The following is a 23379-nucleotide window of genomic DNA, read 5'->3' as shown; positions in this document are numbered from 1 at the left end:
TCGTTCCGGCCCCATGGTCGGCAGAAGTCGGGACCACCGGCCAACGACACTGGATCGAGCCCGTTACTGGCGATTAAGGTCTGGTTCTGATCATTGCCCTGCCAGGTTCTGCTCATTCGCACGGCTGCTGGAGGCCGAGATGACCGTGCCGACGTTCCCGCCGGGATTCCTCTGGAGAGCGTCCGCCTCCGCCTTCCGGACCGAAGGAGCAGCCGACACCGACGGCAACCCCCTCCGGCTGGGACTCCTTCGCCGCCCAGCCGGGACTGCGGTTCCGTGCGGGTGTCCTCCACGGTCATCGGCCGCTCGCCGTCAGCTCGGTGGTACCCGCAGGGCCTTTCCTTCGGATCAGGCCGGGGGCGCCCGGATCTTACGAACGGCCCCCTCAATGATCAATACTTCGCGCCATGGTTGCTTCATGGTGGTCCCAGGCCCAGCTGGGGATCTTTGTGCACTGGACACCCGCGTCCGTACCGGGCTGGGCCCCGCCGTACGTTCCCGCCGACGAGCTGCCCCTCGCCGGCCGCCGGACGCCGCTCGGCTGGACCTCGTACGCCGAGTGGTACGAGAACGCGCTCCGCTTCCCCGGCAGCCCCGTCTCCGCCCACCACCGGGCGACCTACGGCACCCGGCCGTACACCGACTTCGGCAACGACTTCAACGACGGCCTGGACGGCTGGGACCCGGCGGCCTGGGCCCGCAGTTTCCGCGCTGCCGGCGCCCGCTACGCCGTCCTCGTCACCAAGCACCACGACGGGTTCTGCCTCTGGCCCTCCGAGGTCCGCAACCCGCACCGCACCGGCTGGCACACCACCCGCGACGTCGTCGGCGAGTTCGCCGAAGCGGTCCGCGCCGAAGGGCTGCGGTTCGGGGTCTACTACTCCGGCGGGCTCGACTGGACCTTCGACGACCGGCCCATCGGCACCGGCGCGGACACCGTCTCCGCCGTGCCGCGCGGCGACTACCCCGCGTACGCCGATGCCCAGATGCGTGAACTGATACGCCGCTACCGGCCCGACATCCTGTGGAACGACATCGCCTGGCCCGGCTCGCGCACCGACGTTCAGCGGCTCATCGAGTACTTCCGCTTCACCGTTCCGCACGGCGTCGTCAACGACCGGCTGTTCCCCTACGCGTCGATGTGGCGCGCCCTCCACCTGCCGGGTGCCAAGGCCCTGTACGACCGGTGGGAGCGCCGAACGATCGCGCAGGGCGAGGGGTTCGTGCCGCGCAAGCCCCCGTACTACGACTTCCGCACCCCCGAGTTCGCCCGCTACACCGGCCCGGACCCGTACGAGATCACCCGGGGCATCGACCACAGCTTCGGCTACAACCGGAACTCGTCACCCGACGCCTTCCTCAGCCGCCCCGCGCTGACCTCACTGGTCACAAAGACCGCGGCCGCGGGCGGCAACCTGCTGCTCAACGTGGGGCCGCGCGGCGAGGATGCGACCATCCCCGCCGAGCAGCAGCTCCGCCTGGACTGGCTGGCGGAGCTCACCCCGAACCTCACACCAGATGGATGCGTTCCTGACTGATGGGATGGCCCGCCCGGGCGAACGCGGCCGCCATCGGCGCATTGCCCTGATCGGTGGCGCCCGCGATGAACTCGGCGCCCTCGGCGGCCAGGAAGTGCGTGCACTCGACGAGCAGGTCGTACCCGTAGCCGTGGCCCCGCTGCTCGGGTACGACCCCGATGAAGCCGATGCACGGCCCGCCCGGGTTACGGGCGGGCACATGGAGTCCGGCCACTTCGCCCTCGGGCGTGTACGCCAGCTGCCACCAGGAGCGCGGCGAGGGGCACCAGTGGAAGAAGTCGAGCTCCTCCTGCGCCGCCTGCTCCAGTCCGCCGGGTCCCTCGATGGCCCGGCGGGCGTGCGCGTCCAGCGTCACGGAGTGGACCCGGCGCAGCACGTCGAGGATCACCGCGTCGTCCGGCTCCGGCCGGAAGGTGAGCCGGTCGGGCCGCTCGGGCAGCCCGCATTCCGGCGTCCACTCGTACCGGTACCGCTCGACCAGCGGCTTCATCCCGGCCGCACGGGCGGCGGCGATCCTGGCCTCGGCGGCGGCCGCGACATCGGGCCGCTCCCGCCAGCCGGCGGGCAGGATCAGCTCGTACTCGGCGTACAGCGGTGACTGGCGCAGCAGTTCGGTGCCCGCCTCGTCCTCGCCGTCGGCGAAGTCGAACCAGTTGAGCGTCACGGGTGCGGTGTCCGCGGGCCCCGACCACCAGGCGGCCCTGGCCACCACGACACCGCCGCGCTCGGCGATCCAGGTCCACTCGGGGCGGTACTCACCACCCTCGCGCACGGTGGCGTAGCTGTGCCCGAAGGCGGCGCGGCCGACGAGACCGCGGTCGGGAAGGGTGCGGAAAAGCTGTGCGTCGCTCTCGGTGAGCGCGCGGATGACCAGATCGGTCATGGAAGAGTCCTCCGGAAGAAGCGATGCGCTCCCGGTCAGACCGAAACCGAAACCGCCCGGCGAACGGGACGGGAGCGCGGGAATGAAGTGGTACACGTACGCACTGTTCTCGCCTCCTTCCTCGGTCTTCGGGCGGATGGTCACCGTAACCGGCCCTGCGGTGGACCGTCCACCGGATTAGCGTTCACTGACCAGGAACGGTTGTTCTGGACACTCCGGGGCGGTCGCCCCGACAATTGACCCTGTGACGTCGCCCTTCGAGTTCCACACGTATCCCGCGCGGGTGTCCGATGCTCAGCGCGACCGTGTTCTCGGTGTGCTCAGAGAAGGCGCCGCGCAGGGCAGGCTCTCCCACGACACGTTCGTACGGCGCATGGAACTGGCCCTGGCCGCCCGCCGCCCGGAAGAGCTGGTGGCACTCACCGCCGACCTGCGGAGCGAAGGCCGCTGGACGCAGGGGCTGTTCCGGGTGGTCGGCGAGGTGTCCGGGTTCCCGGCCCGGGTACGCAGGGCCTGGCAGGCCGAGCGACTGCCGAAACTGCTGCTGCCCGCCCCGAGCCCGTACCCCGTGTTCATCGGCCGCGATCCGGCGAACGGACTGCGGCTCACCCATGAGACCGTCTCGCGCAAGCATGCCGAACTCACCGTGCACGGCGGCCGCTGGATCCTGCGCGACCTCGGCTCGACCAACGGCACGTGTGTGAACGGGCAGCGGGTGACCGGTGCGGTGTCGGTGCGCGACGGGGACCAGGTGAGCTTCGGCCGGATCACCTTCCGGCTGTCCGCGCCCGCACTCAAGCCGCCCGGGGCGCCGGGGCTTCCGGGGCTTCCGGGGCGTCCGGCCTGAGCCGGGGCGTGGATCACGCCTGTTGGTGGAGGCCGCGTCCGGCGAGGGCGAGAAAGGCCTGAGCTGCTGCGCGCGACGGCCACTCTCACCCGAACGGCCGTACCTCCACTGCGCTGAGCGCTCCGCAGTGGTCCCCTTGGTTCATCCGCGCCACACAGCGGCGCACCGACCCCGGGGGGCAAGGATGCAGGCCGACGCGCCCGACGGCATACCCCCGCCCGCCTCCGCGCAGGACCTTGGTCACCGCGCCGACCGGACCGCGCGTCCCGGCCGGCCCGACAGGACCGCCCGGCCCGGCACCGGCCCCAGCCTGCTCGCGCCCGGCGCCGCGCACGATCCGTACCGGCTCTACCGCGTGCTGCGCGAGGAGTACCCGCTCAGCTACGACGCCCCCCTCGGCGCATGGCTGCTCAGCAGGCACGCCGATGTGTCGACCGCCCTCACCGACCCGCGGTTCACCGGCTTCCCGCACGACGGCGAACCCCGCGGCGGCCCCGCGCCGCGCGGGCTCTGCCACGGCGGCAGGCTCTGCCTGCCCCGGCCGCAGAACATCGCGCGGCCGGCGGCGACCGTGCCCCGCCACCTCTCCGAACGCGTCGAACGGACCGCCTACGTCCTCGCGCACCGCATCGCGGGGTGGCAACAGGCCGATCTTGTCGAGGAGTTCTGCCGCTGGCTGCCCGTGGGCGCCGCCGCCCCGGGCGCCTCCCCGGACCCGGCGCAGCCGCCCGGTCACCCCATCACCCCCTGCACCAGCCGGACCGGCGTCCGTGAGACGGCGCTCGCCTCCTTCCTCGCCAATCTGCTGGACGCCCCCGACCTCCTGGCCGCCCTGCGTATCGAACCCGCCCTCGCCCACCGCGCCTGGACCGAGTCGCTGCGCCGCGACCCGCCCGTGCAGGTCGTGCTGCGCCGCACCGTCGCCGAGGTTCGGGTCAGCGGCGGCACACTCCCCGCCTGGGCGCCCGTCGCCTGTCTGATCGGCGCGGCGGGCCGCGACCCTGAGCGGTACGCCGCCCCCGATCTCTTCGACCCCTTCCGGACCGACCAGAGCCGGTCCACCGCAGGACCGGAGTCCTGCCCGGCCGTCCCGCTCGGGCGGCTGGAGGCCGAGCAGGGGATACGCGCCCTGCTCGACGCCATGCCCCGGCTCCGCTGGGCGGACGGATTCCGTCCGTCCAGTACCGGACTGCTCACCCGCGGCCCGCGGACCCTCCTCGTACGACCCGGCTGAGTGCCGGTCCCCGGCACCGGGACCGGTCCGCCCCGGGTTCAACGACAGGCACGGAGCAGCGCCACCGGTCGTTCGGCGAACAACGCGGCCACCGCGACCGGACCGCCCGGGAAGTCCCGTCCCGGCGTGAGCAGATCCGTCCACGGCCCGTCGCCCGGCAGCGCCAGCGTCGTCCCGCGCCAGCCGCCCGCCCCGGCCAGCCGCAGCGACAGCCTGGTCACCGCCGTGACGACCTCGCCGGAGCGGCAGAAGGCCAGACAGTGCGCGGCCGCCGGGCCCTGCGCGGTCAGCGGGGTGTACGTCCCCGACTCGCCGAAGAGCTCCGGCCGATTCCGCCGCAGTCGCAGTGCCGCCACCGTGAGCGCTGCCTTCTCGCTGACGGGACCGTTTTCGGGCGGGCGGCGGAACGGCTGCCGGTTGTCCGGGTCGACCAGTGCCACGTACTCCCGCTCCGTCCCCTGGTACAGGTCCGGCACCCCTGGCATCGTCAGCTGCACCAGGGCCGCGCCGAGCACGTTGGCCCGGGTGAAGGGTTCGAGGGACGCCGCAAACCGCTGCAACGCTTCCCGTGCCGGCCCGGTGCCGGCGGCGGGACCGGCCGCGACGAAGTCCGACACCGCCCGCTCGTAGACCGGATCGGGCTCCGTCCAGCTGGTGAACAGGCCCGCTTCCCGTACGGCTTTCAACAGCGCGGGTTCGAGACGGCCCGCCATCTCATCGACGGGCAGCCCCGCGCAGCCGAACGCCGTCTGCCAGGCCTGCCAGGCCAGCTGCGGATCGGGCGCGACCGCATTCTTGGCTGCCCGCGCCAGCTCCGTCAGCAGCTCCGACCACTGCTGCGGACACTCCGACAGGACCGCGATCCGGGCCCGCACATCCGCGCTGCGCTTGGTGTCGTGCGTGGTCAGCGCGGTGCCGGTGGCGGGCCAGTCGCGCGCCAGCCGGGTGCAGAAGGCGTGGAACTCCTCCGGTGCCACCGCGGGGAACCCGGGATCACCGCCCACCTCGGTCGCCGAGATCAGCGGCACGTACCGGTAGAAGGCCGTGTCCTCGACCGACTTGGCCCGCAGCGCCGACGCGGTCTGCGCGAACCGGGCGCAGAATGCCGCCCGGTCCGGCCCGTCACCGAGCCGCCCCAGCGCCAGGTCCCGCACCACATCGACGGCCGTCGCCTCCTCGGGCACGGAGAACAACGCCCTGGCGTCCCGTACGGCCGAGTCCGGCAGCGCCGCCTCCGCCGCCTCGGTGCAGGGCCCGCCCGCCGTGACGTACGGGCGGTAGACCGGGACACGGACGAGCAGTTCATCGACGGCGGTGCGCAGCGCCCACGGGGCGTGGTCGCGCAGCGCGGGGTCCTCGGCGCAGATGTGTACGGCGAGGCGGGTCAGCAGCGCGGTCTCCGCGGCCAGTTCATGCGTCACCACCCGGTACGCGGCCCGGCGGACCGTCGTCGGCCAGTAGCCGCCGCGGTCCCCGGCCGGGCCGGCGAACTCCCGGTACCGGCCGAGCAGCTCGGTGGCGCCCGTCGGATCGGTGAACAGCCCGTCGATCCGGTGCAGCGCGTCGTACCCCGTCGTCCCCGCGACGGCCCAGCCCGCGGGCAGCGGCTCGGTACCGGTGAGGATCTTCTCCACGACCGTCCACCGCCCGCCGGTCGCCTCGTCGAGCCGCTCCAGATAGCCGGCGGGGTCGGCGAGCCCGTCGGGATGGTCGATGCGCAGTCCGTCGACGACACCGTCCCGGACCAGTTCGAGGATCTTGCCGTGGGTGGCCGCGAACACCTCGGGGTCCTCCACCCGGACCCCGATGAGGTCCGAGATGGTGAAGAACCGCCGGTAGTTCTGCTCGGTACGGGCCAGCCGCCACCAGCCGAGCCGGTAGTGCTGGGCGTCCAGCAGCTTCGGCAGCGGAAGACCGGCGGTACCGGCCCGGAGCGGGAACTCCTGTTCGCCGTGGCGCAGCACCTCCCCGTCCACCTGGAACCGTTCCATCTCGTCGCCGATCCGACGGGCGAGCACCGGCAGCAGCACCCGTCCGTCGCCCGCCGCCCAGTCGATGTCGAACCAGCGGGCGTACGGCGAGTCCGGGCCCTCGCGGAGGACCTCCCACAGGGCCCGGTTGTGGCGCGGGACGGCGGCCATGTGGTTCGGCACGATGTCCAGCACCAGCCCGAGTCCGTGCTCCCGCGCCGTAGCCGCCAGTTGCCGCAGCCCCGCCTCACCTCCGAGCTCGGCCCGGACACGGCTGTGGTCGACCACGTCGTAACCGTGTCTGGAGCCGGGTACGGCTTCGAGGACCGGCGACAGATGCAGATGGGAGACGCCGAGCGCGGCGAGATACGGCACCGCGCGCCCGGCGGCCGAGAACGGGAAGTCCGGCTGGAGCTGCAGCCGGTACGTGGCGGTGGGCGTCATGCGAACGTACGTACCCAGCCTGGAGCCGACTGTGACACGGCATCCGGCCGATCCATCCGGACGAGGGGTCGACTCTGTGGGCGTGCTGCCCCGACGACTACGCCGGCCGCTGCAGCACCGCCATGCTCCGCCCCACCAGCGTCACCCGGTCACCCGCGGACACCTTCGGGCCCGCTCCCGGCTGCACCCCCTCCGGGCGGGCCGTGTCGACCACCACCGACCACTGTCGGCCGTGGTTCACCGGAACGGCGAATTCGAGCGTGTCGGCGCTCGCATTGAACATCAGCAGGAACGAGTCGTCGGAGATCCGCTCGCCCCGCGGGCCCGGCTCCGAGATGGCGTGCCCGTTCAGGAAGACCGTCAGCGCCTTGGCATGCGCCGCCTGCCAGTCCCGCTGTGTCATCTCACTGCCCTCGGGCGTGAACCAGGCGATGTCCGTCAGCTCGTCGTGCGTGCCCTCCACCGGCCGCCCGTGGAAGAACCGGCGGCGCCGGAAGACCGGGTGGTCGCGGCGGAGCCAGACCATCGCCCGGGTGAACTCCAGCAGGCTGCTGCGGGACTCCCGGTCGTCCCCCTCCTCGTCCTCCGTACCGGCTTTGCGGGGCTCCGGCCAGTGCACCCAGGACAGCTCGCTGTCCTGGCAGTACGCGTTGTTGTTGCCGTACTGCGTCCGGGCGAACTCGTCGCCGTGGCTCAGCATCGGCACCCCCTGGGACAGCATCAGCGTGGCGACGAAGTTCCGCATCTGCCGTTCGCGCAGCTCCAGCACCTCCGGCTGGTCCGTCTCGCCCTCCGCGCCGCAGTTCCACGACCGGTTGTGGCTTTCGCCGTCCTGGTTGTCCTCGCCGTTCGCGTCGTTGTGCTTGTCGTTGTACGAGACCAGGTCGTGCAGCGTGAAGCCGTCGTGGCAGGTGGCGAAGTTGATCGAGGCGAGCGGGCGCCGGCCGTCGTCCTGGTACAGGTCCGAGGATCCCGTCAGACGCCCCGCGAACTCGGCGAGGGTCCGCGGTTCACCCCGCCACAGGTCCCGGACCGTGTCCCGGTACTTGCCGTTCCACTCGGTCCACAGGGGCGGGAAGTTGCCCACCTGATAGCCGCCCTCGCCCACGTCCCACGGCTCGGCGATCAGTTTCACCTGGCTGACCACCGGGTCCTGCTGCACCAGGTCGAAGAAGGACGACAGCCGGTCCACCTCGTGGAACTGCCGGGCCAGGGTGGCGGCGAGATCGAAGCGGAAGCCGTCCACATGCATCTCGGTCACCCAGTACCGCAGCGAGTCCATGATCAGCTGCAGCACGTGCGGGGACCTCATCAGCAGCGAGTTCCCGGTCCCCGTGGTGTCCATGTAGTACTGCTGATCATCTGCGAGGCGGTAGTACGAGGCGTTGTCGAGCCCCCGGAACGAGAGTGTCGGTCCCAGGTGGTTGCCCTCCGCGGTGTGGTTGTAGACCACGTCGAGGATGACCTCGACGCCCGCCTGATGCAGGGCCCGTACGGCCTGCTTGAACTCGCTCACCTGCTCTCCGCAGTCGCCGCGGGAGGCGTACGCGTTGTGAGGGGCGAAGAAACCGATGGTGTTGTAGCCCCAGTAGTTGGCGAGTCCCGCGTCCACCAGCCGGTGGTCCTGGACGAACTGGTGCACCGGCATCAGCTCGATCGCCGTGACCCCGAGCTCCGTTAGATGCGCGATGACCTCCGGATGCGCCAGCGCCGCGTACGTACCGCGCAGTTCCTTCGGCAGCCCCGGATGGAGCATCGTCAGCCCCTTCACATGGGCCTCGTAGATCACCGTGCGGTGGTAGTCCGTACGGGGGCGCCGGTCGTCGCCCCAGTCGAAGTACGGGTTGACCACCACCGAGCTCATGGTGTGCGGCGCCGAGTCCAGATCGTTGCGCGCGTCGGGCCGGCCGAACGGATAGCCGTACACCGCCTCACCCCACCGGATCTGCCCGGAGACCGCCCGCGCGTACGGGTCGAGGAGCAGTTTCGCCGAGTTGCAGCGGGCCCCGCGCTGCGGCTCGTACGGCCCGTGCACCCGGAATCCGTACCGCTGACCGGGCATCACCCCGGGCAGATAGGCATGGCGGACGAAGGCATCGGTCTCCCTCAGCTCCACCGCCGTCTCGGAACCGTCGTCGTGCAGCAGGCACAACTCGATTCGGTCGGCGGCCTCGGAGAAGACCGCGAAGTTGGTGCCGACGCCGTCGTACGTGGCACCGAGGGGATACGCCTGTCCCGGCCAGACCTGCATGGATATGACTCTTCCACTTCTGATCCGGGTGCTGGGGCACTTGGGACCGACCCGGCCAGATCTTCCCCGAAAGAGTGCCCCGCACCTAGGACGTGGCACGGTCCGGTCGGCCACGTCCGCCGGACCGGTCAACATCGGGCCTCTCCGTGTCGCCCGGAACCGGAGTCCGAGAACCTGACCGGGGGACACGTCCGGAATACGGCCCTTGACGGGGTGCTCAAGCACTATGAATCAGCTCACTACGGCAGATCTTGCCGCAGGGAACGCGCCTGAGGTCTGGGGAAGTTGAGAAAGGAGCCTGTCCATCCGGCTGCACCGGCTCCCGCTCCCGGAGTACCCTTCCTTGATCGTTGGTGGGGGAGCGGAAGGCGGTGCGCGGTTGAGCTCGGGAGGGTTCGAGCTGCCCCCAGGTGACCCAGGTCACGAGGGGGAATCCGTCGACGCCCCGCCCGGGGCGGTCTCGCTTGCGCAGCCCATGGAGATCGGTGCCGAACTGGGCTGGGGCGCGGAAGCCTGGAGCGAGGTCCGGACCCGGGCCCAGCGGGCCGGGCGTGCCTATATTTGGCTGAATCTCGTGGAACAGCGGCTGCGCTCCGTGGTTGCCGCGGTGCTGCGGCCGATCTACGGGCCGGTGCACGGCGAGGACTGGGTGGTGGCCGCCGCGGGCCCCGCCGGACAGGAATGGGTGCAACGCGCCGTCGCCGTGCGCGAGGTCTCCCGCCGTAAGGGCTATCTGCTCGACCCGGCCGACGACAACGTGCTCAGCTTCCTCACGCTCCCGCAACTGCGGGAGCTGATGGTCCAGCACTGGCCCTGCTTCGAGCCGTATTTCGACGACCGGCGTGATGTCGAGCTGGCACTCGACGAACTGGAGGTCGCCCGCAATGTCGTCTCCCGCAACCGTGCGCTGAACGAGGCGGTCCTCGCCCAGGCCGAGCGTGCCTCGGCGCGCCTCCTGGAGATCCTGGGCAGCGGCGCCGCGACGCCGTCCGCCGACCGGCTGCCGGTCGACGCCGTCGAGGAACTGGTCGGCGACCGGTACGCGGATGTGGTCTCCGTCCACTCCGACCGGGTCCGGCTGCAGCGCCAGCTGCCCGCCGAGGACCTTTTCGGCGGATCGCGCCGCCTCGACGCGATCGGCATAGGCCTCAATCTGCTGGTGCAGAACTTCTCCGGCCGCCGGCTGGTCCGGCTCGCCGAATCGGGCTGCCGGATCCGGCTGCTGTTCATCAACCCGGCAAGCAGCGCGGTCAAGCGGCGTGAGCGGGAACTCGGGCTCAAGAAGGGCGAGCTGAGCCGGTCGGTGGAGATGAACATCCTCCACATGCGCCGGGTCCGCTCCAAACTCCGTGATCCGGGCGCGTTCGAGATCCACGTCTTCGACGAGACGCCGCGCTTCACGGCCTATCTGGTGGACGGCGACGGGTCGGACGCGGTGGGTGTCGTCCAGCCCTATCTGCGGCGCGCACGCGGCATGGAGGCGCCGGTGCTGGTGCTGCGAGGCGGGGGCCGGGCGGTGGTCCGGGCCGGTCAGGACAACGAGCACGGGCTCTTCGAGACGTACCGCGAGGAGTTCGAGTCCGTGTGGACGGACTCCCGGCCGGTCTCCTGAGCCCTTCGCCTCGCCTGCCTACGCGTCACCTGTCGCACGCGTTGTCAGTGGCGCATGGCAGGGTGGTCATCACCTGGGGGAGAGCACCACGAAGGAGGTACGGGATGAGCTGGCACCGGGAGGCGCTGGTCGGCTTCGACCTGGAGACGACGGGCACGGAGCCGCTGGAGGCCCGGATCGTGACGGCCGCGGTCGTCGGCGTCGCAGGCAGGGACGGGGAGCCGGTGCGGCAGCGCACCTGGCTGGCGGATCCGGGGATCCGGATTCCCGCGCAGGCCTCGGCGATCCATGGCATCAGCAGCGAGCGGGCAGCGGCGGAGGGCCGGCCGGTGCGCGAGGTGGCGGACGAGATCGCCGAGACGCTCACGGGCTACTGGCGCCAGGGGGTGCCAGTCGTCGCGTACAACGCCGCCTTCGATCTGACGCTGCTGACGGCGGAGTTGCGCCGGCATGGGCTGCCGTCCCTGAGCGACCGGCTCGGCGGTGGCGGGATCGGTCCGGTCGTCGACCCGTACACGATCGACCGGGCGGTCGACCGCTACCGCAAGGGCAAGCGGACCCTGGAGGCGGTCTGCGTCGAGTACGGAGTGGTGCACGGCGGTGCGCATGACGCGAGCGCGGACGCGCTGGCGGCGGTACGGGTGGCGTACGCGATAGCCGCACGCCACGGCTCGGTCGCCGCACTGACGGCGAGCGAACTCCACGAGCGCCAGATCACGTGGTACGCGGACTGGGCAGCGGACTTCCAGTCCTTCCTGCGCCGCAAGGGCACCGCGGACGCGGTGATCGACCCCCACTGGCCCGTACGCGAACCGGCCCAGGTCACCACCTGAACGCGCGCCCCGGGGCCCAGGGGCGAACATTGCCGGTCACGGCACTAGAACGGATACCACCGCACCTCCGGGGCCTCGTCGCGCAGGGACGCGACCCTGCGTCGGAACTCCGCCAGCGCCGCCGGATTCCCCGGTGCGTGCTGCGCGACCCACGCGCAACTCGCCGTCTCCCGGGCCCCCCGCAACACCGCACACCCGTCCCACTCGCGGACGTCCCACCCGTAGACGTCCGTGAACCCGTCGTACGCCTCCGCCGCCAACCCGTACCGGTCCCGGGACAGCGCCAGCACCACCAGATCGTGCTCGCGCAGATCCGTGGAGAACGTCTCCAGGTCCACCAGCACCGGCCCGTCCGGACCGACATGGACATTGCGCGGCAGGGCGTCTCCGTGGATCGGCCCCGGCACCAGATGCGGTACCAGCGCCGCAGCCGCCGCCGCGAATCCGTCCCGCCGGTCCCGCAGATACTGTGCGTCGGCCGGATCGATCGCGTCGCCCGCGAGCCGCAGCCACCGCTCCACCCCGCCGAGCAGCTCACGCCGGGGCAGCGTGAAGCCCTCCGGCGCGGGCAGTGCGTGGACCAGGGTGAGCAGCTGCGCCAGATCCCGCGGCTGGGCAGCACGTACCGCGTCGGGGAGCCGGTGCCAGACCGTCACCGGATGCCCCTCGACCAGCCGCGCCTTCGGCTCAGCCGCCCGCACCGCGGGGACCGACGATCCGGCGAGCCACTCCGCGACGGCCACCTCGCGCTCGGCCCGGGCCAGCAGTTCCGGGTTCTGCACGGCGTTCCGACCGACCTTGACCACCAGGCCGCCGACGGCGAACACCGCGTTCTCACCCAGCGCGAGCAGCTCCGCGCCGTCGGACAGTCCGGCAGCGGTCAGCACCTCGCGCGTACGCATCTCGTTCATGGATCCGATTTTCGCATCTGTGCAGGCGACCTTGACGAACCGACGACCCGTCAGCACCATGGCGGGGGCAACCTGAGCGGCCAGATCCGGGTGAAACCGATCCAATGACGCAAGGGGGTCGAATTCATGACGTTAGCGAATGCAACGGTACAGTCCGGGCGGCATGGCCCGCCCGGGAGCCCGGAGTCCACGCACGGTGGAGCAGCCCCGCGGGTCAACCGGAACGCCGGTACGTGGTTCTTTGTACTGCTGCCCTGATCCCGATCCTGATCCTCAGCGTCGGCCCGTTGCTCTACGGCATCGCGCTGGCGTTCACCGACGCCCAGTCCGGCCGCACCCGTTCCACCCAGTGGGTCGGCGGGCTCAACTTCCGGGACCTGCTCCACGACGCCCTCTTCTGGGACTCGTTCCGGATCGGCCTCGTCTGGGCGGTCGGCGTCACCGTCCCGCAGTTCGTCCTGGCCCTCGGCCTCGCCCTCCTGCTCAACCAGAACCTGCGGATGCGCTGGCTGGCACGGGCCCTCGCGATCATCCCGTGGGCCATGCCCGAAGTGGTCGTCGGCATCATGTGGCGGCTGGTCTACAACCCGGACGCGGGCGTCCTCAACGAGACCATCCGCGATCTCGGGCTCGGCGACGGCCGGGACTGGCTGACCGGACTCGCCACCGCGTTGCCCGCCGTGATCGTCGTCGGCGTCTGGGCGGGCATGCCGCAGACCACCGTCGCGCTTCTGGCCGGGCTCCAGAACACCCCGCGCGAACTCCACGAGGCGGCCGCCCTGGACGGCGCGGGTGCCTGGCGCCGGTTCCGTACCGTCACCTGGCCGGCCCTCAGGCCGGTCGCCCTCTCCATCACCGCGCTCAGTTTCATCTGATCAACACCCTCTGGGGGCTGATCATGGTGTACGTCGTCTGGGCGCTGCCGTTCGCGCTGTGGATGCTGGTCGGGTACGTCCGCGCCGTACCGCCCGAACTCGAGGAAGCCGCCTCGGTCGACGGCGCCGGAAGACTGCGGACACTCGTCTCGGTCACCGTCCCGCTGCTGGCCCCCGGCATCGTCGCCACCGCACTCTTCGCGTTCATCACTGCATGGAACGAGTTCTTCTTCGCGCTCGTCCTGCTCAAGACACCGGAGAAGCAGACCTTGCCGGTCGTACTCACCCACTTCCTCGGCGCGGAGGGCGCGGCCGAGCTCGGGCCGCTCGCCGCCGCCGCGTTCCTCGCCACCCTGCCCTCCCTGGTCCTCTTCGCGATCATCCAGCGCCGGATCACCGGGGGCATGCTGGCCGGGGCGGTGAAGAGCTGATGCGGGCACTCGTGCGTACCGCAGCCGCCGCGGCCACCGCACTGGCTCTGCTCCTCACCGGCTGCAGCGGTACCGGCGGCGGAACGGACAACACTGGGAGGATCAAGCTCCGCTTCCAGTCGCTGGCCTGGCAGAAGGAGTCCGTCGACGCCAACAAGCAGCTGGTCGAGGAGTGGAACAGGGACCATCCCGACATTCAGGTCGAGTACGTCCAGGGCAGCTGGGACAGCGTGCACGACCAGCTGCTCACCTCCTTCGAGGGCGACGAGGCGCCGGATGTCATCTATGACGCCTCCGACGACCTCGCCGACTTCGCGTACGGCGGCTATCTCGCCGACCTGCGCACACTGCTCCCCGGCCGGCTGGCCGCCGACATCCCGCAGCAGAGCTGGCGGACCGCGACGTTCGGCGACGGTGTCTACGGGGTGCCGTTCCTCCAGGAACCCCGGGTCCTGATCGCCAACACCAAGATCCTCAAGGCTTCCGGGGTCCGGATCCCGAGCCCCGCGAAGCCCTGGAGCTGGGACGAATTCCGTCAGGTCACCAAGGAACTGACGGGCAAGGGGGAAGGGAAGGCGACGTACGGAGTCGCCTGGCCGCTCCGGGAACCGGTCTCCGTCACCCTCAACCTCGGAGTCTCCAGCGGGGGCCGGCTCTTCCACCGCGGCGCCGACGGCAAGGTGACCATCCGTCTCGACGAGGGCGACGAGGTCATGCCCGGCATCATCCGCGACCAGGTCAACACCGATCACAGCGCTGCCCGCACCACGCTCGGCATGGGGGGCTCCGACACCCTTCCGGGGCTGTTCGGCGGCAGGTACGCGATGGTTCCGCTGGGCTTCTCGTACCGTCAGCAGGTCGTCGAGCAGGCCCCGAAGGGTTTCGAGTGGACCGTGCTGCCCGCCCCTGCGGGCAGTGACGGGCTCGCCCAGGGTGTGAGCCCGCAGACCCTTTCCGTCGCCGAGGCCAGCCCGCACAAGAAGGCGGCCGTGGAGTTCATCGATTTCCTGCTGCGCCCGGAGAACATGGTGCGCCTGGCGCGGGGGGACTGGATGCTTCCGACCGGCACGGCGGCGCTCGCGGACCCGGCTCTGCGTACGGCCGAGAACGGCTGGGCGACCGGCGCCGCACTCGCGAAGGGGCTGCGCCCGGCGCCCGCCCAGTCGGTGCGCGGCTACCCCGAGTGGAAGGACAAGGTCGCCACGCCCGCACTCCAGGAGTACTACAGCGGGGCGATCGGACGGGACGAACTGAAGAAACGCCTGGTCGACGACGGGAACCGGGTCCTGGCGCGCTATCAGCGCTGACGGGACAAGGGGGTCCGGAGGCGCGCACCTGGGTGCCGCAGCTCTCCGTGCTCAAGCAGGCGGACGCGTTCCTCACCCACGGGGGTGCGGGCGGCGGTCAGGCAGTCAGGGGGGCCTCGCCACCGGCACCCCGATGGTCGCCGTCCCGCAGGCGGTCGACCGGTTCGGCAACGCCGACATGCTGCAGGCGCTGGGCGTCGCCCGTCATCTGCCGATGGACGAGGTGACCCCGGAGGCGCTGCGTACCGCCGTGCTTGCGCCGGCCGGGGACCCGGTGGTGGCGGCGAAGGCGGCGGCGGTACGGGAGCACATGGCGGGGGAGGGCGGCACGAAGCGGGCAGTTCGGCCTCATCGAAGCCGAACTGCCCGCCTGAGCAAGGATTATCGGGACTGTCCGGTGAGTGTGCTGTCCTGGGTTTCCCCCGTGGCCCCGACGGCAGGGGAGGGAATCGCATCAGGGTCCCGGTCGTCGCGCACCCCGTCCGCGACGGCCGACTCGTCGTGTGTCAGGTCGGGCAGCCACCTCAGCCACTGCGGCAGGTACCAGTTGCGTTCGTCGAGCAGCGCCATGACGGCCGGCAGCAACACCCCGCGAATGATCGTCGCGTCGATCAGCACCGCAGCGGCCAGGCCCACGCCCATCTGCTTCATGGACTGCATCGACAGCGTGCCGAAGATCGCGAACACCGCGACCATGATGACCGCCGCGCTGGTCACCACGCCTGCCGTTGTCACCACGCCGTGGGCGATCGCGTCCCTGGTCGAACGGCCCTGCAGTCGGGCTTCCCGGATCCGGGACACCACGAACACGTGGTAGTCCATCGAGAGCCCGAAGAGGATCACGAACAGGAAGAGCGGCAGCCAGGAGACGATTGCCCCCACCCCTTCCGCACCGACCAGAGAGGCGCCCCAGCCGTGCTGGAAAACAGCGGTCAGGATGCCGTACGCGGCGCCCACCGACAGCAGGTTGAGCACGATGGACGTCACCGCGATCGTCAGTGAACGGAAGCAGAGCAGCATCAAAAGGAAGGCGAAGACCACGACGAAGGCGAATACCGGCACCACCGCGCCGACGATCTGGTCGTTGAAGTCCTTCGACCCCGCGACCATACCGGTGATCGGCGCCTCGACGCCGTCGACCTTACCGAGCGTGTCCGGGCGCACCTGGTCACGGAGCAGATCCAGGCTCTTGACGGCCCTGTTCTGATCGGATCCACCGATCAGTGGTACGTCGATGACCGCGATGTTCTCCGCGTCGTGTGTGACCATGCCGACCGGGCCCTTGGAGGCGCCCGACGCGACGGCCTGCTCACGGAAGTCGGCGAGCGCCTGACGTACCGGAGCGGCGTTGATGTCGTCGGCTTTCACCACGACCCGGGCCGGGTCGGCGCCGCCGGGGAACGCCGCGTTGAGCCGCTCGTACGTCCGCACGATCGGGAGCGAGCTGCCGAACTCCTGGTCCAGGGTGAGGTTCTGGGTGTGCATGCCGACGGCGGGCAGCGCAATCGCGGTGAGTGCGCCCGCCGCGATCACCAGCGCCGTCCAGGGGCGGCGCAGCACCGCGTTGAGTACCGCACGCCACACCCGGCTCTCGCCACTCGCAGTGCCCGGTTGCACGGCCGACGGGTGTGGGCGGTTGTGGTGAGCGGTCGACTTCCGCTGGGTGCCGGCGGACCGCTTGAGGCGGTTGAGGAACGGCACACGCCCCTTCTCGACCCGCTCGCCGAGCAGCGAGAGCAGGGCGGGAAGGACCGTCACCGAGCCGACCATCGCGACCGCGACGACCATGAGCGAGGCGAGCCCCATCGCCTCGAACTCGGCGAGACCGGTGAAGAGCATGCCCGCCATCGCGACACAGACCGTTACACCGGAGACGATGATCGCGCGCCCGCTGGTTGCCGCAGCGATCATCAGGGCGGTCCGGGCGTCGTGCCCCTTGGCCCTTTCCTCGCGCTCGCGCCGCAGGTAGAAGAGGCAGTAGTCGACACCGACGGCCAGACCGACCAGCAGCATCACCGAGTTCGCCGTCTCGCTCATCGGCTGGAGATGGCTGACCACGCCCATCAGCCCCATCGTCGCGATGATCGCCGTGATGGCCAGAGCCACCGGCAGCAGGGCGGCGACGAGGGCCCCGAACGCGATCAGCAGAATGCCCAGGGCGACCGGTACGGCGGAGAGTTCGGCCCGCTGGAAGTCGTCGCCGAAGGCGTCTTCGAAGGTCTTGCCCATGCTGGCGCTGCCGATCTCCTCGATCACGAAACCGTCGTGCTCGCCCTGGACCTTGTCGACGGCCTTCAGCACCGGTTCGACGCGCGCGCTCGCCGTTTCGGGATCCCCCCGCATCTCGAACTGTACGAGCGCGCTGCGACCGTCCGCCGAGATGCTCTTCGTCGAGTACGGAGAGGTCACGGCGGTCACTTCACCGGTGGACTGGACCGCCTGCATCACGGCGTCGACGGCGGAGCGGAACTCCGGTGAAGTGGCCTTCACCGAGGGGCTGTCGGCCTGGATGAGCACGGTCTCGCCCGCCGGATCCTTCAGCCCGGCGTCCTCGGTGATCTGCACGGCCCGGCCCACCTCGCCGGACAGCTGGTCGCTCTCCTTCACGTCGACCCGGCCAGCCGCCGAGCCGAGTCCCATCGCGAGAACGACGAACAGCACCCATACGGTCACCGCCGCCCATCGGTGCCGTGCGCTCCAGCCGCCGGCCCGGGCGGCGATGCCGCGTACGCGTGGCGCCCCCGTGCGCCCCGAATCCACTGTTCTCATGACGGACCTGTCCCCTCGTGGCCGACGCCGGCTCCCTGCCATCGTCGCTGCTCCGAAGGTAGGGGCGGAATCGAGTTCTCTCCTCATGCTCCCCGGTGAACCTGCGGGGCCCGTTCTCCACCTTGCGAGCCACGGGGATCCCTGAGAGGGGCGGTCCATGACCCTTACACATAAAAGGCTGTCGGGCGCCACCCGGCGTTGGCCGACGCCGAGTCCTGAGCGAGCCGGACGTCCGGCACGGGCCGCTGTCGCATTTCTTCAATACCGGCGCCGGCGGCCTGCCGTACCGTCCGGCGCATGAAGACCGAGCACGCCCATATGACCGAATGCGCCGCCGAGGCGGCCCGTATCGCCCGTGGCATCAGCGCCGAACAGCTGACCGCGCCCACCACTCCCTGCGGTGACTGGGATCTGCGGGAACTGATCAACCACTGGGTGCTCTACACCTCGCACGGCCTGGAGCACCGCGCCCGGCGCACGCCCCTCACCGACGAGCTCACCGCGCGTGACTTCACCGCCGACGCCGACTGGGCCGAGCAGTACGCGGCGCAGCTCGACCGGGCCGTCGCCGCCTGGTCGGACCCGGCCGTCTGGGAGGGCGAGATCGACCTGGGCCATGCGTCCTCCCCCGCGGCCGAGATCGCCGCGATGCTCATCGAAGAGACGGCTCTGCACAGTTGGGACGTGGCCCGGGCGACCGGTCAGGAGTTCAGGCTCTCCGACGGGGCGGCCGCGTACGTCCTCGGCGTCATCGACGGGTCCGCCGAGCTCTACCGGCAGTACGGCGGCTTCGCCGACGAGGTCGACGTGCCCGGATCGGCGCCCGTCCTCGCGCGCGCACTGGCCCGGAGCGGACGCGATCCGCAGTGGACCGCCGCCTGAAAGTGGCCCACTGGAAGGGGTGCTGATTGGCCCGTGGCCGTATGCCAATGGCTGGCTAAGCTCGGGCCATGACCACTCATCGGAATAACAGTTCGGACCGGGCCGTCGTCGACTTCTACTTCGACCCCGCCTGCCCGTTCGCCTGGATCACCTCCCGCTGGATGCTGGAGGTGGAGCAGCAGCGTGACATCGAGCTCCGCTTCCGCGTCATGAGCCTCCATCTGCACAACACCGGCAATGAACTGCCCGACTGGTACCGGGAACTGGTCGACAAGTCGATCGGCCCGGTACGGGTCGCGGTCGCCGCGGCGGCCGACCACGGCGACGGCGTGCTCCGGGACCTCTACACCGCCTTCGGCACTCGCATCCACCAGCAGAAGAACGAGGACTTCGACGAGGTGATCGCCGAATCCCTCGCCGAGCTCGGCCTGCCCGCCGCGCTCGCCGGTGCCGCGCACGCGGACACCTACGACGAAGCGCTGCGGCGCAGCCATGACGTGGGCAAGGACCCGGAGGCCGACGGCTATGTCGGCACACCGACGATCCATGTCGACGGCACGGTGTGGTTCGGTCCGGTGCTGCGCGCCGCCCCGCGCGGCGAGGAGGCGGGCAGGCTCTTCGACAGCTTCCGGGTGCTGGCCGGTTACCCGGATTTCTTCGAGCTCAAGCGAACCCGCACCGGCAGCCTCGACGTCGGCTGAGCGTCGCGCCCGGCCGGAGCCGGCCGGACGCGTGGCCTGCGCCGGTGTCAGGCGGTGAGCGCCGCCACGCGCGGCACACACGCCTCGTCGTAGCGGCGCAGCAGCAGCCGCGCCAACTCCCGCGAAGGACCGAGCACGTCGGCCAGTACATCCGCCCCCGCCTCCCGGGCGCCCGCGGCGATACGGTCCGGGAGGCGGCCGGGGGCGATGACGTACGGGGCGACCGCCACGCGCCGGAGGCCTTCGGCCCGCAGGGCCCGTACCGCGTCCTCGGTACGGGGGAGAGATGCGGAGGCGAACGCAGGCCGCACGGCGCACCAACCGGTGTGCCGCAGCTCCCGCGCGATTTCAGCGATCACTGCGATCGCCTCCGGGTCCGTGGAGCCCGCCGAGGCCAGGACGAGCCCGGTCGAGCTTCGGTCACCGGGGCGGAGCCCGGCTTCGTGCAGTCGCCGCTCCAGGGCGGCGTTCAGCAGCGGCGACGGGCCGAGCACGTCGGCCTGCCGGATCCGCAGCCGGCCCAGCCTGGCCTGCGCCTCGCGCAGCACGGCGGGTATGTCGGCCTTGGCGTGGAAGGCCCGGGTCAGCAGCAGGGGAAGAGCGACGACGTCATCCGTCCCTTCCGCGGCCAGACGCTCCAGCACCCGTGGCACGGACGGGGCGTTGAAGTCCAGGAAACCGGTCTCCACCCGAAGCCCCGGCCGCAGCGCCCGTACCCGCGCGGTGAGCGCGTGCACGGTCGCCGCGTGCCGCGGATCGCGGCTGCCGTGGGCGATGACGAGAAGTACGGGGGAGGACATGGCGGTACTCAGTTCTTGACGAGGAGGCCGCGGCTGCGCAGCACCCACCGCTCCAGCGGGCTGAAGATCAGCAGGTCGATGGCGATGCCGACGATCAGGATCAGGAAGATGGCGAGGAACACCATCGACATGCTGCTGGTCTCGCGGCCCTGCTCCAGCAACTGCCCCAGGCCCACGCCCAGATCGGGCGACGAGGCGATGATCTCGGCGGCCATCAGCGAGCGCCAGGAGAACGCCCAGCCCTGCTTCAGACCCGCCAGATAGCCGGGCAGCGAGGCGGGCAGCACGATGTGCCAGGTGCCGCGCAGCCCGGTGGCGCCCAGCGTCCGCCCGGCCCGCAGGTGCAGCGGCGGGATCTGGTCGACACCGGCGACGAGACCGTTGGCGATCGACGGGACGGCGCCCAGCAGGATCACCGCGTACATCATCCTGTCGTCGAGCCCCAGCCAGATCACCGCAGGCGGCACCCACGCCACCGACGGCAGCGACTGGAGACCGGAGAGCACCGGGCCGATCGCCGCGCGCACCACCTTCACGCGCGCCACCAGCAGTCCGAGCGGGGTACCGATGACGAGCGCCAGCAGGAAGCCGAGCAGGCCGCGCGAGACGCTCGTCCAGATGTAGTCGAGCAGGGTGCCCTGCGCCCAGGCGTTGGTCACCTCGTCCCAGACCTGGGACGGCGACGGCAGCTTGTAGTCGTCGGTGACCTTCGCCCGGATGAGGATCTGCCAGACGACGAGCACCAGCGCGACAGCCACGACCGGCGGCAGGACCTTCTGCACCAGCACCTGGCGAACCGGAGTCCGGCTCACCCGCACCGCGTCGAGCGCGTCGAGCCCCGCCTCCAGCCCGGCGAGATCCTGGGAGGCGTCCTTGACAGTGCCGGATGCGGCGGTGCCGTCCTTGGCGGTGGTGTCAGTGCTGGCCATGTCGGCGGATCTCCCCACGCAGTTGTTCGGTGATCTCGACGGACAGCTCCGCCACCGCGGTGTCCTCGATGCGGCGCGGCTGGTCGATGTCGACCGTCCACTCGCGGGCGATCCGGCCCGGCCGCGACGACAGCAGGACGACCCGCTCGGCGAGCCGGACCGCCTCCCGCACGTTGTGCGTGACGAACAGGACCGAGACGTTCGTCTCGCGCCAGATCCGGGTCAGCTCGTCGTGCAGCACATCCCGGGTGATGGCGTCGAGAGCGGCGAACGGCTCGTCCATCAGCAGCAGTTGACTGTCCTGGGCGAGCGCGCGGGCCATCGCCACCCGCTGGCGCATGCCGCCCGAGAGTTCGTGCACCCGCTTCCCGTGAGCCCCGCCGAGCCGCACGAGTTCGAGCAGCCGCTCCGCCTCCGTGCGGCGGTCGGACTTGGGTACTCCACGCAGTCGCAGCGCGAGTTCGATGTTCTTGCCCGCGGTCAGCCACGGGAAGAGGGCGTGCTCCTGGAACATCAGGGCCGGCCGCCCGCCGGGGGTCTCGATGGACCCCGCGGTCGGGCGGTCGAGTCCGGCCACCAGGTTGAGCAGTGTCGACTTACCGCACCCGGAAGCTCCCAGGAGGGTGACGAACTCGCCGGGGGCGACATCGAGCGTGATGTCGTCCAGGACGAGCTGCTGTCCTTCCGGTCCGCCGAAGGACTTCGAGACGTGGTCGATACGGGCGGCGTGCCCGACCGCCGTACGGTCCTCGGCCTTGGTGAGCGTGGTCGTCGCCATGGTCGTCACCTCCTGGGGGATCCTGGAACGGTCGGTCTTAGACCGACCGGCACATGGGGGGGCGGCGTCGCGGGGCTGGGCACGCACATCTGCCGCGTTGTCGTCAATCACCATGGCTCCGCCATGTCTCAATCCTCCGCCTTGCAGCTGCACGCACCCAGCCCTGCTCCTTCTCCCACCCCCCATGTGCCGGTCGGTCTTACTTGACGCCGAGACCGGCGTCGGCGACCTCGGGCTTGCCCGCGGCCTTGAGGATCTTGTTCAGCGGCTTCAGGTCGTAGATGCCCGTCAGATCCGTCCGCTCCAGCAGACCCGCCTTCACCGCGTGCTTGGCCTCCGTGTCGAGCGTGGCGGCCAGCGGGTCGTCGGTGAACTGGATCGACTTCCACGCCGGGTCGAGGACCGCGGCCGGCAGCTCCTTGCCGGACAGCTCCTTGAGCGCGGTGTTGGCGGACGCCTTCGCCTTGTCCGGGTTGGCGTTGATCCACGCGTTGGTGTCGACCGAACCGCGCAGCACCGCCTCGATGACGTCCGGGTGCTCCGTGAGGAACTTCTGCGACACGATGATGTTCGTGATCACGAACTTGTTGTCCGGCCAGAGCGTCGACTCGTCGAGGAGTACCTTCGCGCCCTGGGCGACCAGCTTGGAGGCGGTCGGCTCGGGGACCCAGGCGCCGTCGACGGAACCGGCCTTGTAGGCGTCCGGGGTCACCTTGTTGTCCGTGCGGACCACGGAGACGTCGCCCTTGCCGCTCTGGGCGTCGACCCTCCAGCCCTTCTCGGAGATCCAGTTGAGGAACGCCACGTCCTGGGTGTTGCCGAGCTGCGGGGTGGCGATCTTCTTGCCCCTGAGGTCGTCCAGGGTCTTGATCTTCTTCGGGTTGACGACCAGCTTCACACCGCCGGACGCCGAACCGCCGATGATCCGCAGGCTCTTGCCCCTGGACTTGGTGAAGCCGTTGATGGAGGGGGAGGGGCCGATGAAGCCGATGTCGATCGAACCGGCGTTGAGCGCCTCGATCTCGGACGGGCCCGCGTTGAACGTAGACGGCTTGACCGTCGTGCCCCCGAGCTCCTTGGCGATGATGCCTTCCTGGATGCCGACCAGGGCGGTGGCGTGCGTGAGGTTCGGGAAGTAGCCGATCTTCACGGTGTCCGCGGAGAGCTTCTTGCCCTCGGCGGAGACGTTCGCCTTCTTGGCGTCGTCGTCCTTCGCCGCGGAGCCGTAGCCGCAGGCGGTGAGCGCCACGGCGAGCAGCGGCAGAGCGGCGGCTGCGGCGAGGCTGCGGCGCAGGGGGAAACGGGTGGCAGGCACGGGAGGCGTTCCTCTCGTTGGCCCGGTGCTCGCGTCCCTCGACGGTTACGGGGACGCGGCCGGGCAGTC

The 23379-nt window shown here is 70.7% G+C and carries 17 protein-coding genes and 4 pseudogenes; 12 read left to right on the top strand and 9 right to left on the bottom strand.

Annotated elements, in window-relative coordinates; translation table 11 throughout:
- Nucleotides 1-139: 139 nt before the first annotated feature.
- A pseudogene (locus ACGFSA_RS08400) lies at nucleotides 140-266 on the top strand (family 1 glycosylhydrolase); the annotation flags it as partial.
- Between the two features lie 141 nt (nucleotides 267-407).
- Entirely contained in the window at nucleotides 408-1538 is a 1131-nt protein-coding gene (locus ACGFSA_RS08395) for an alpha-L-fucosidase (protein WP_393301512.1), read from the top strand.
- Here ACGFSA_RS08395 and ACGFSA_RS08390 read toward each other — a convergent pair.
- Nucleotides 1510-2421 carry a GNAT family N-acetyltransferase gene (locus ACGFSA_RS08390; protein WP_393301509.1) on the bottom strand — a complete coding sequence of 304 codons (912 nt, stop codon included), beginning with the start codon at nucleotides 2419-2421 and terminating at the stop codon, nucleotides 1510-1512. The genes ACGFSA_RS08395 and ACGFSA_RS08390 overlap by 29 nt on opposite strands.
- Before the next feature lie 244 nt (nucleotides 2422-2665).
- Here ACGFSA_RS08390 and ACGFSA_RS08385 point away from each other — a divergent pair, with 244 nt between their 5' ends.
- Together ACGFSA_RS08385 and ACGFSA_RS08380 are read left to right on the top strand one after the other, a co-directional pair.
- Nucleotides 2666-3268 (top strand): DUF1707 and FHA domain-containing protein, encoded by a 603-nt coding sequence (locus ACGFSA_RS08385; RefSeq protein ID WP_393301506.1) that lies wholly within the window; start codon nucleotides 2666-2668, stop codon nucleotides 3266-3268.
- Nucleotides 3269-3452: 184 nt separating this feature from the next.
- Nucleotides 3453-4502, top strand: a complete 1050-nt coding sequence (locus tag ACGFSA_RS08380) for a cytochrome (protein WP_393301503.1) — start codon at nucleotides 3453-3455, stop codon at nucleotides 4500-4502.
- A 38-nt stretch (nucleotides 4503-4540) separates the two neighbouring features.
- Here the strand turns inward: ACGFSA_RS08380 and treY are convergent, their stop codons facing one another.
- Together treY and glgX are read right to left on the bottom strand one after the other, a co-directional pair.
- Nucleotides 4541-6916, bottom strand: coding sequence for a malto-oligosyltrehalose synthase (treY, locus tag ACGFSA_RS08375; RefSeq protein WP_393301500.1), 2376 nt, complete (start codon nucleotides 6914-6916; stop codon nucleotides 4541-4543).
- A 97-nt stretch (nucleotides 6917-7013) separates the two neighbouring features.
- Nucleotides 7014-9167: a glycogen debranching protein GlgX gene (glgX, locus tag ACGFSA_RS08370; protein WP_393301497.1), complete on the bottom strand. Its 2154-nt coding sequence runs from the start codon at nucleotides 9165-9167 to the stop codon at nucleotides 7014-7016.
- Between the two features lie 379 nt (nucleotides 9168-9546).
- Here glgX and ACGFSA_RS08365 point away from each other — a divergent pair, with 379 nt between their 5' ends.
- Entirely contained in the window at nucleotides 9547-10779 is a 1233-nt protein-coding gene (locus tag ACGFSA_RS08365) for an SAV2148 family HEPN domain-containing protein (RefSeq protein WP_393301494.1), read from the top strand.
- A gap of 104 nt (nucleotides 10780-10883) precedes the next feature.
- Nucleotides 10884-11612, top strand: a complete 729-nt coding sequence (locus tag ACGFSA_RS08360) for a 3'-5' exonuclease (RefSeq protein WP_393301491.1) — start codon at nucleotides 10884-10886, stop codon at nucleotides 11610-11612.
- Nucleotides 11613-11656: 44 nt separating this feature from the next.
- Here ACGFSA_RS08360 and ACGFSA_RS08355 read toward each other — a convergent pair whose 3' ends face one another.
- A complete protein-coding gene (locus ACGFSA_RS08355; RefSeq protein ID WP_393301488.1) occupies nucleotides 11657-12523 on the bottom strand; it encodes a phosphotransferase enzyme family protein in 867 nt (288 codons plus the stop codon).
- A gap of 126 nt (nucleotides 12524-12649) precedes the next feature.
- On the opposite strand from ACGFSA_RS08355, the pseudogene ACGFSA_RS08350 reads away from it, so the two are divergent.
- From ACGFSA_RS08350 to ACGFSA_RS08335, 4 genes and pseudogenes are all read left to right on the top strand, one after another.
- Nucleotides 12650-13395, top strand: a pseudogene (locus ACGFSA_RS08350) (carbohydrate ABC transporter permease); the annotation flags it as partial.
- Nucleotides 13392-13829, top strand: a pseudogene (locus ACGFSA_RS08345) (carbohydrate ABC transporter permease); the annotation flags it as partial. The pseudogenes ACGFSA_RS08350 and ACGFSA_RS08345, both read left to right, overlap by 4 nt.
- On the top strand, nucleotides 13829-15136 hold the full coding sequence (locus ACGFSA_RS08340) for an ABC transporter substrate-binding protein (RefSeq protein ID WP_393301485.1): 1308 nt from the start codon (nucleotides 13829-13831) through the stop codon (nucleotides 15134-15136). The pseudogene ACGFSA_RS08345 and the gene ACGFSA_RS08340, both read left to right, overlap by 1 nt.
- 17 nt (nucleotides 15137-15153) lie before the next feature.
- Nucleotides 15154-15510: pseudogene (locus tag ACGFSA_RS08335) on the top strand (nucleotide disphospho-sugar-binding domain-containing protein); the annotation flags it as partial.
- Nucleotides 15511-15517: 7 nt separating this feature from the next.
- On the opposite strand, the gene ACGFSA_RS08330 reads toward ACGFSA_RS08335, so the two are convergent.
- A complete protein-coding gene (locus ACGFSA_RS08330) occupies nucleotides 15518-17905 on the bottom strand; it encodes an MMPL family transporter (RefSeq protein ID WP_393301482.1) in 2388 nt (795 codons plus the stop codon).
- A gap of 297 nt (nucleotides 17906-18202) precedes the next feature.
- Between ACGFSA_RS08330 and ACGFSA_RS08325 the strand changes: the two genes are divergently transcribed.
- Together ACGFSA_RS08325 and ACGFSA_RS08320 are read left to right on the top strand one after the other, a co-directional pair.
- Nucleotides 18203-18787 (top strand): TIGR03086 family metal-binding protein, encoded by a 585-nt coding sequence (locus ACGFSA_RS08325; protein ID WP_393301479.1) that lies wholly within the window; start codon nucleotides 18203-18205, stop codon nucleotides 18785-18787.
- 68 nt (nucleotides 18788-18855) lie between these two features.
- Entirely contained in the window at nucleotides 18856-19488 is a 633-nt protein-coding gene (locus ACGFSA_RS08320) for a DsbA family protein (RefSeq protein WP_393301476.1), read from the top strand.
- Between the two features lie 47 nt (nucleotides 19489-19535).
- On the opposite strand, the gene ACGFSA_RS08315 is transcribed toward ACGFSA_RS08320, so the two are convergent.
- The 4 genes from ACGFSA_RS08315 to ACGFSA_RS08300 form a co-directional block, all read right to left on the bottom strand.
- Nucleotides 19536-20288: a sirohydrochlorin chelatase gene (locus ACGFSA_RS08315; protein WP_393301473.1), complete on the bottom strand. Its 753-nt coding sequence runs from the start codon at nucleotides 20286-20288 to the stop codon at nucleotides 19536-19538.
- A gap of 8 nt (nucleotides 20289-20296) precedes the next feature.
- Entirely contained in the window at nucleotides 20297-21217 is a 921-nt protein-coding gene (locus ACGFSA_RS08310) for an ABC transporter permease (protein ID WP_393301469.1), read from the bottom strand.
- Entirely contained in the window at nucleotides 21204-21995 is a 792-nt protein-coding gene (locus tag ACGFSA_RS08305) for an ABC transporter ATP-binding protein (RefSeq protein WP_393301466.1), read from the bottom strand. The genes ACGFSA_RS08310 and ACGFSA_RS08305 overlap by 14 nt, the downstream gene beginning before the upstream one ends.
- Nucleotides 21996-22194: 199 nt before the next feature.
- On the bottom strand, nucleotides 22195-23310 hold the full coding sequence (locus ACGFSA_RS08300; RefSeq protein WP_393301463.1) for an aliphatic sulfonate ABC transporter substrate-binding protein: 1116 nt from the start codon (nucleotides 23308-23310) through the stop codon (nucleotides 22195-22197).
- Between the last annotated feature and the right edge of the window lie 69 nt (nucleotides 23311-23379).

This window comes from Streptomyces sp. NPDC048496, from assembly GCF_043200055.1.
Lineage (GTDB): Bacteria > Actinomycetota > Actinomycetes > Streptomycetales > Streptomycetaceae > Streptomyces.
This window is presented reverse-complemented; position numbering and strand designations above follow the sequence as displayed.

Coding starts and splice junctions, on each gene's coding strand:
- ACGFSA_RS08305 (WP_393301466.1), bottom strand. CDS start 21,995: ATGGCGACGACCACGCTCACCAAGGCCGAGGACCGTACGGCGGTCGGG.
- ACGFSA_RS08390 (WP_393301509.1), bottom strand. CDS start 2,421: ATGACCGATCTGGTCATCCGCGCGCTCACCGAGAGCGACGCACAGCTT.
- ACGFSA_RS08360 (WP_393301491.1), top strand. CDS start 10,884: ATGAGCTGGCACCGGGAGGCGCTGGTCGGCTTCGACCTGGAGACGACG.
- ACGFSA_RS08330 (WP_393301482.1), bottom strand. CDS start 17,905: ATGAGAACAGTGGATTCGGGGCGCACGGGGGCGCCACGCGTACGCGGC.
- treY (WP_393301500.1), bottom strand. CDS start 6,916: ATGACGCCCACCGCCACGTACCGGCTGCAGCTCCAGCCGGACTTCCCG.
- glgX (WP_393301497.1), bottom strand. CDS start 9,167: ATGCAGGTCTGGCCGGGACAGGCGTATCCCCTCGGTGCCACGTACGAC.
- ACGFSA_RS08340 (WP_393301485.1), top strand. CDS start 13,829: ATGCGGGCACTCGTGCGTACCGCAGCCGCCGCGGCCACCGCACTGGCT.
- ACGFSA_RS08380 (WP_393301503.1), top strand. CDS start 3,453: ATGCAGGCCGACGCGCCCGACGGCATACCCCCGCCCGCCTCCGCGCAG.
- ACGFSA_RS08315 (WP_393301473.1), bottom strand. CDS start 20,288: ATGTCCTCCCCCGTACTTCTCGTCATCGCCCACGGCAGCCGCGATCCG.
- ACGFSA_RS08320 (WP_393301476.1), top strand. CDS start 18,856: ATGACCACTCATCGGAATAACAGTTCGGACCGGGCCGTCGTCGACTTC.
- ACGFSA_RS08395 (WP_393301512.1), top strand. CDS start 408: ATGGTTGCTTCATGGTGGTCCCAGGCCCAGCTGGGGATCTTTGTGCAC.
- ACGFSA_RS08325 (WP_393301479.1), top strand. CDS start 18,203: ATGAAGACCGAGCACGCCCATATGACCGAATGCGCCGCCGAGGCGGCC.
- ACGFSA_RS08355 (WP_393301488.1), bottom strand. CDS start 12,523: ATGAACGAGATGCGTACGCGCGAGGTGCTGACCGCTGCCGGACTGTCC.
- ACGFSA_RS08310 (WP_393301469.1), bottom strand. CDS start 21,217: ATGGCCAGCACTGACACCACCGCCAAGGACGGCACCGCCGCATCCGGC.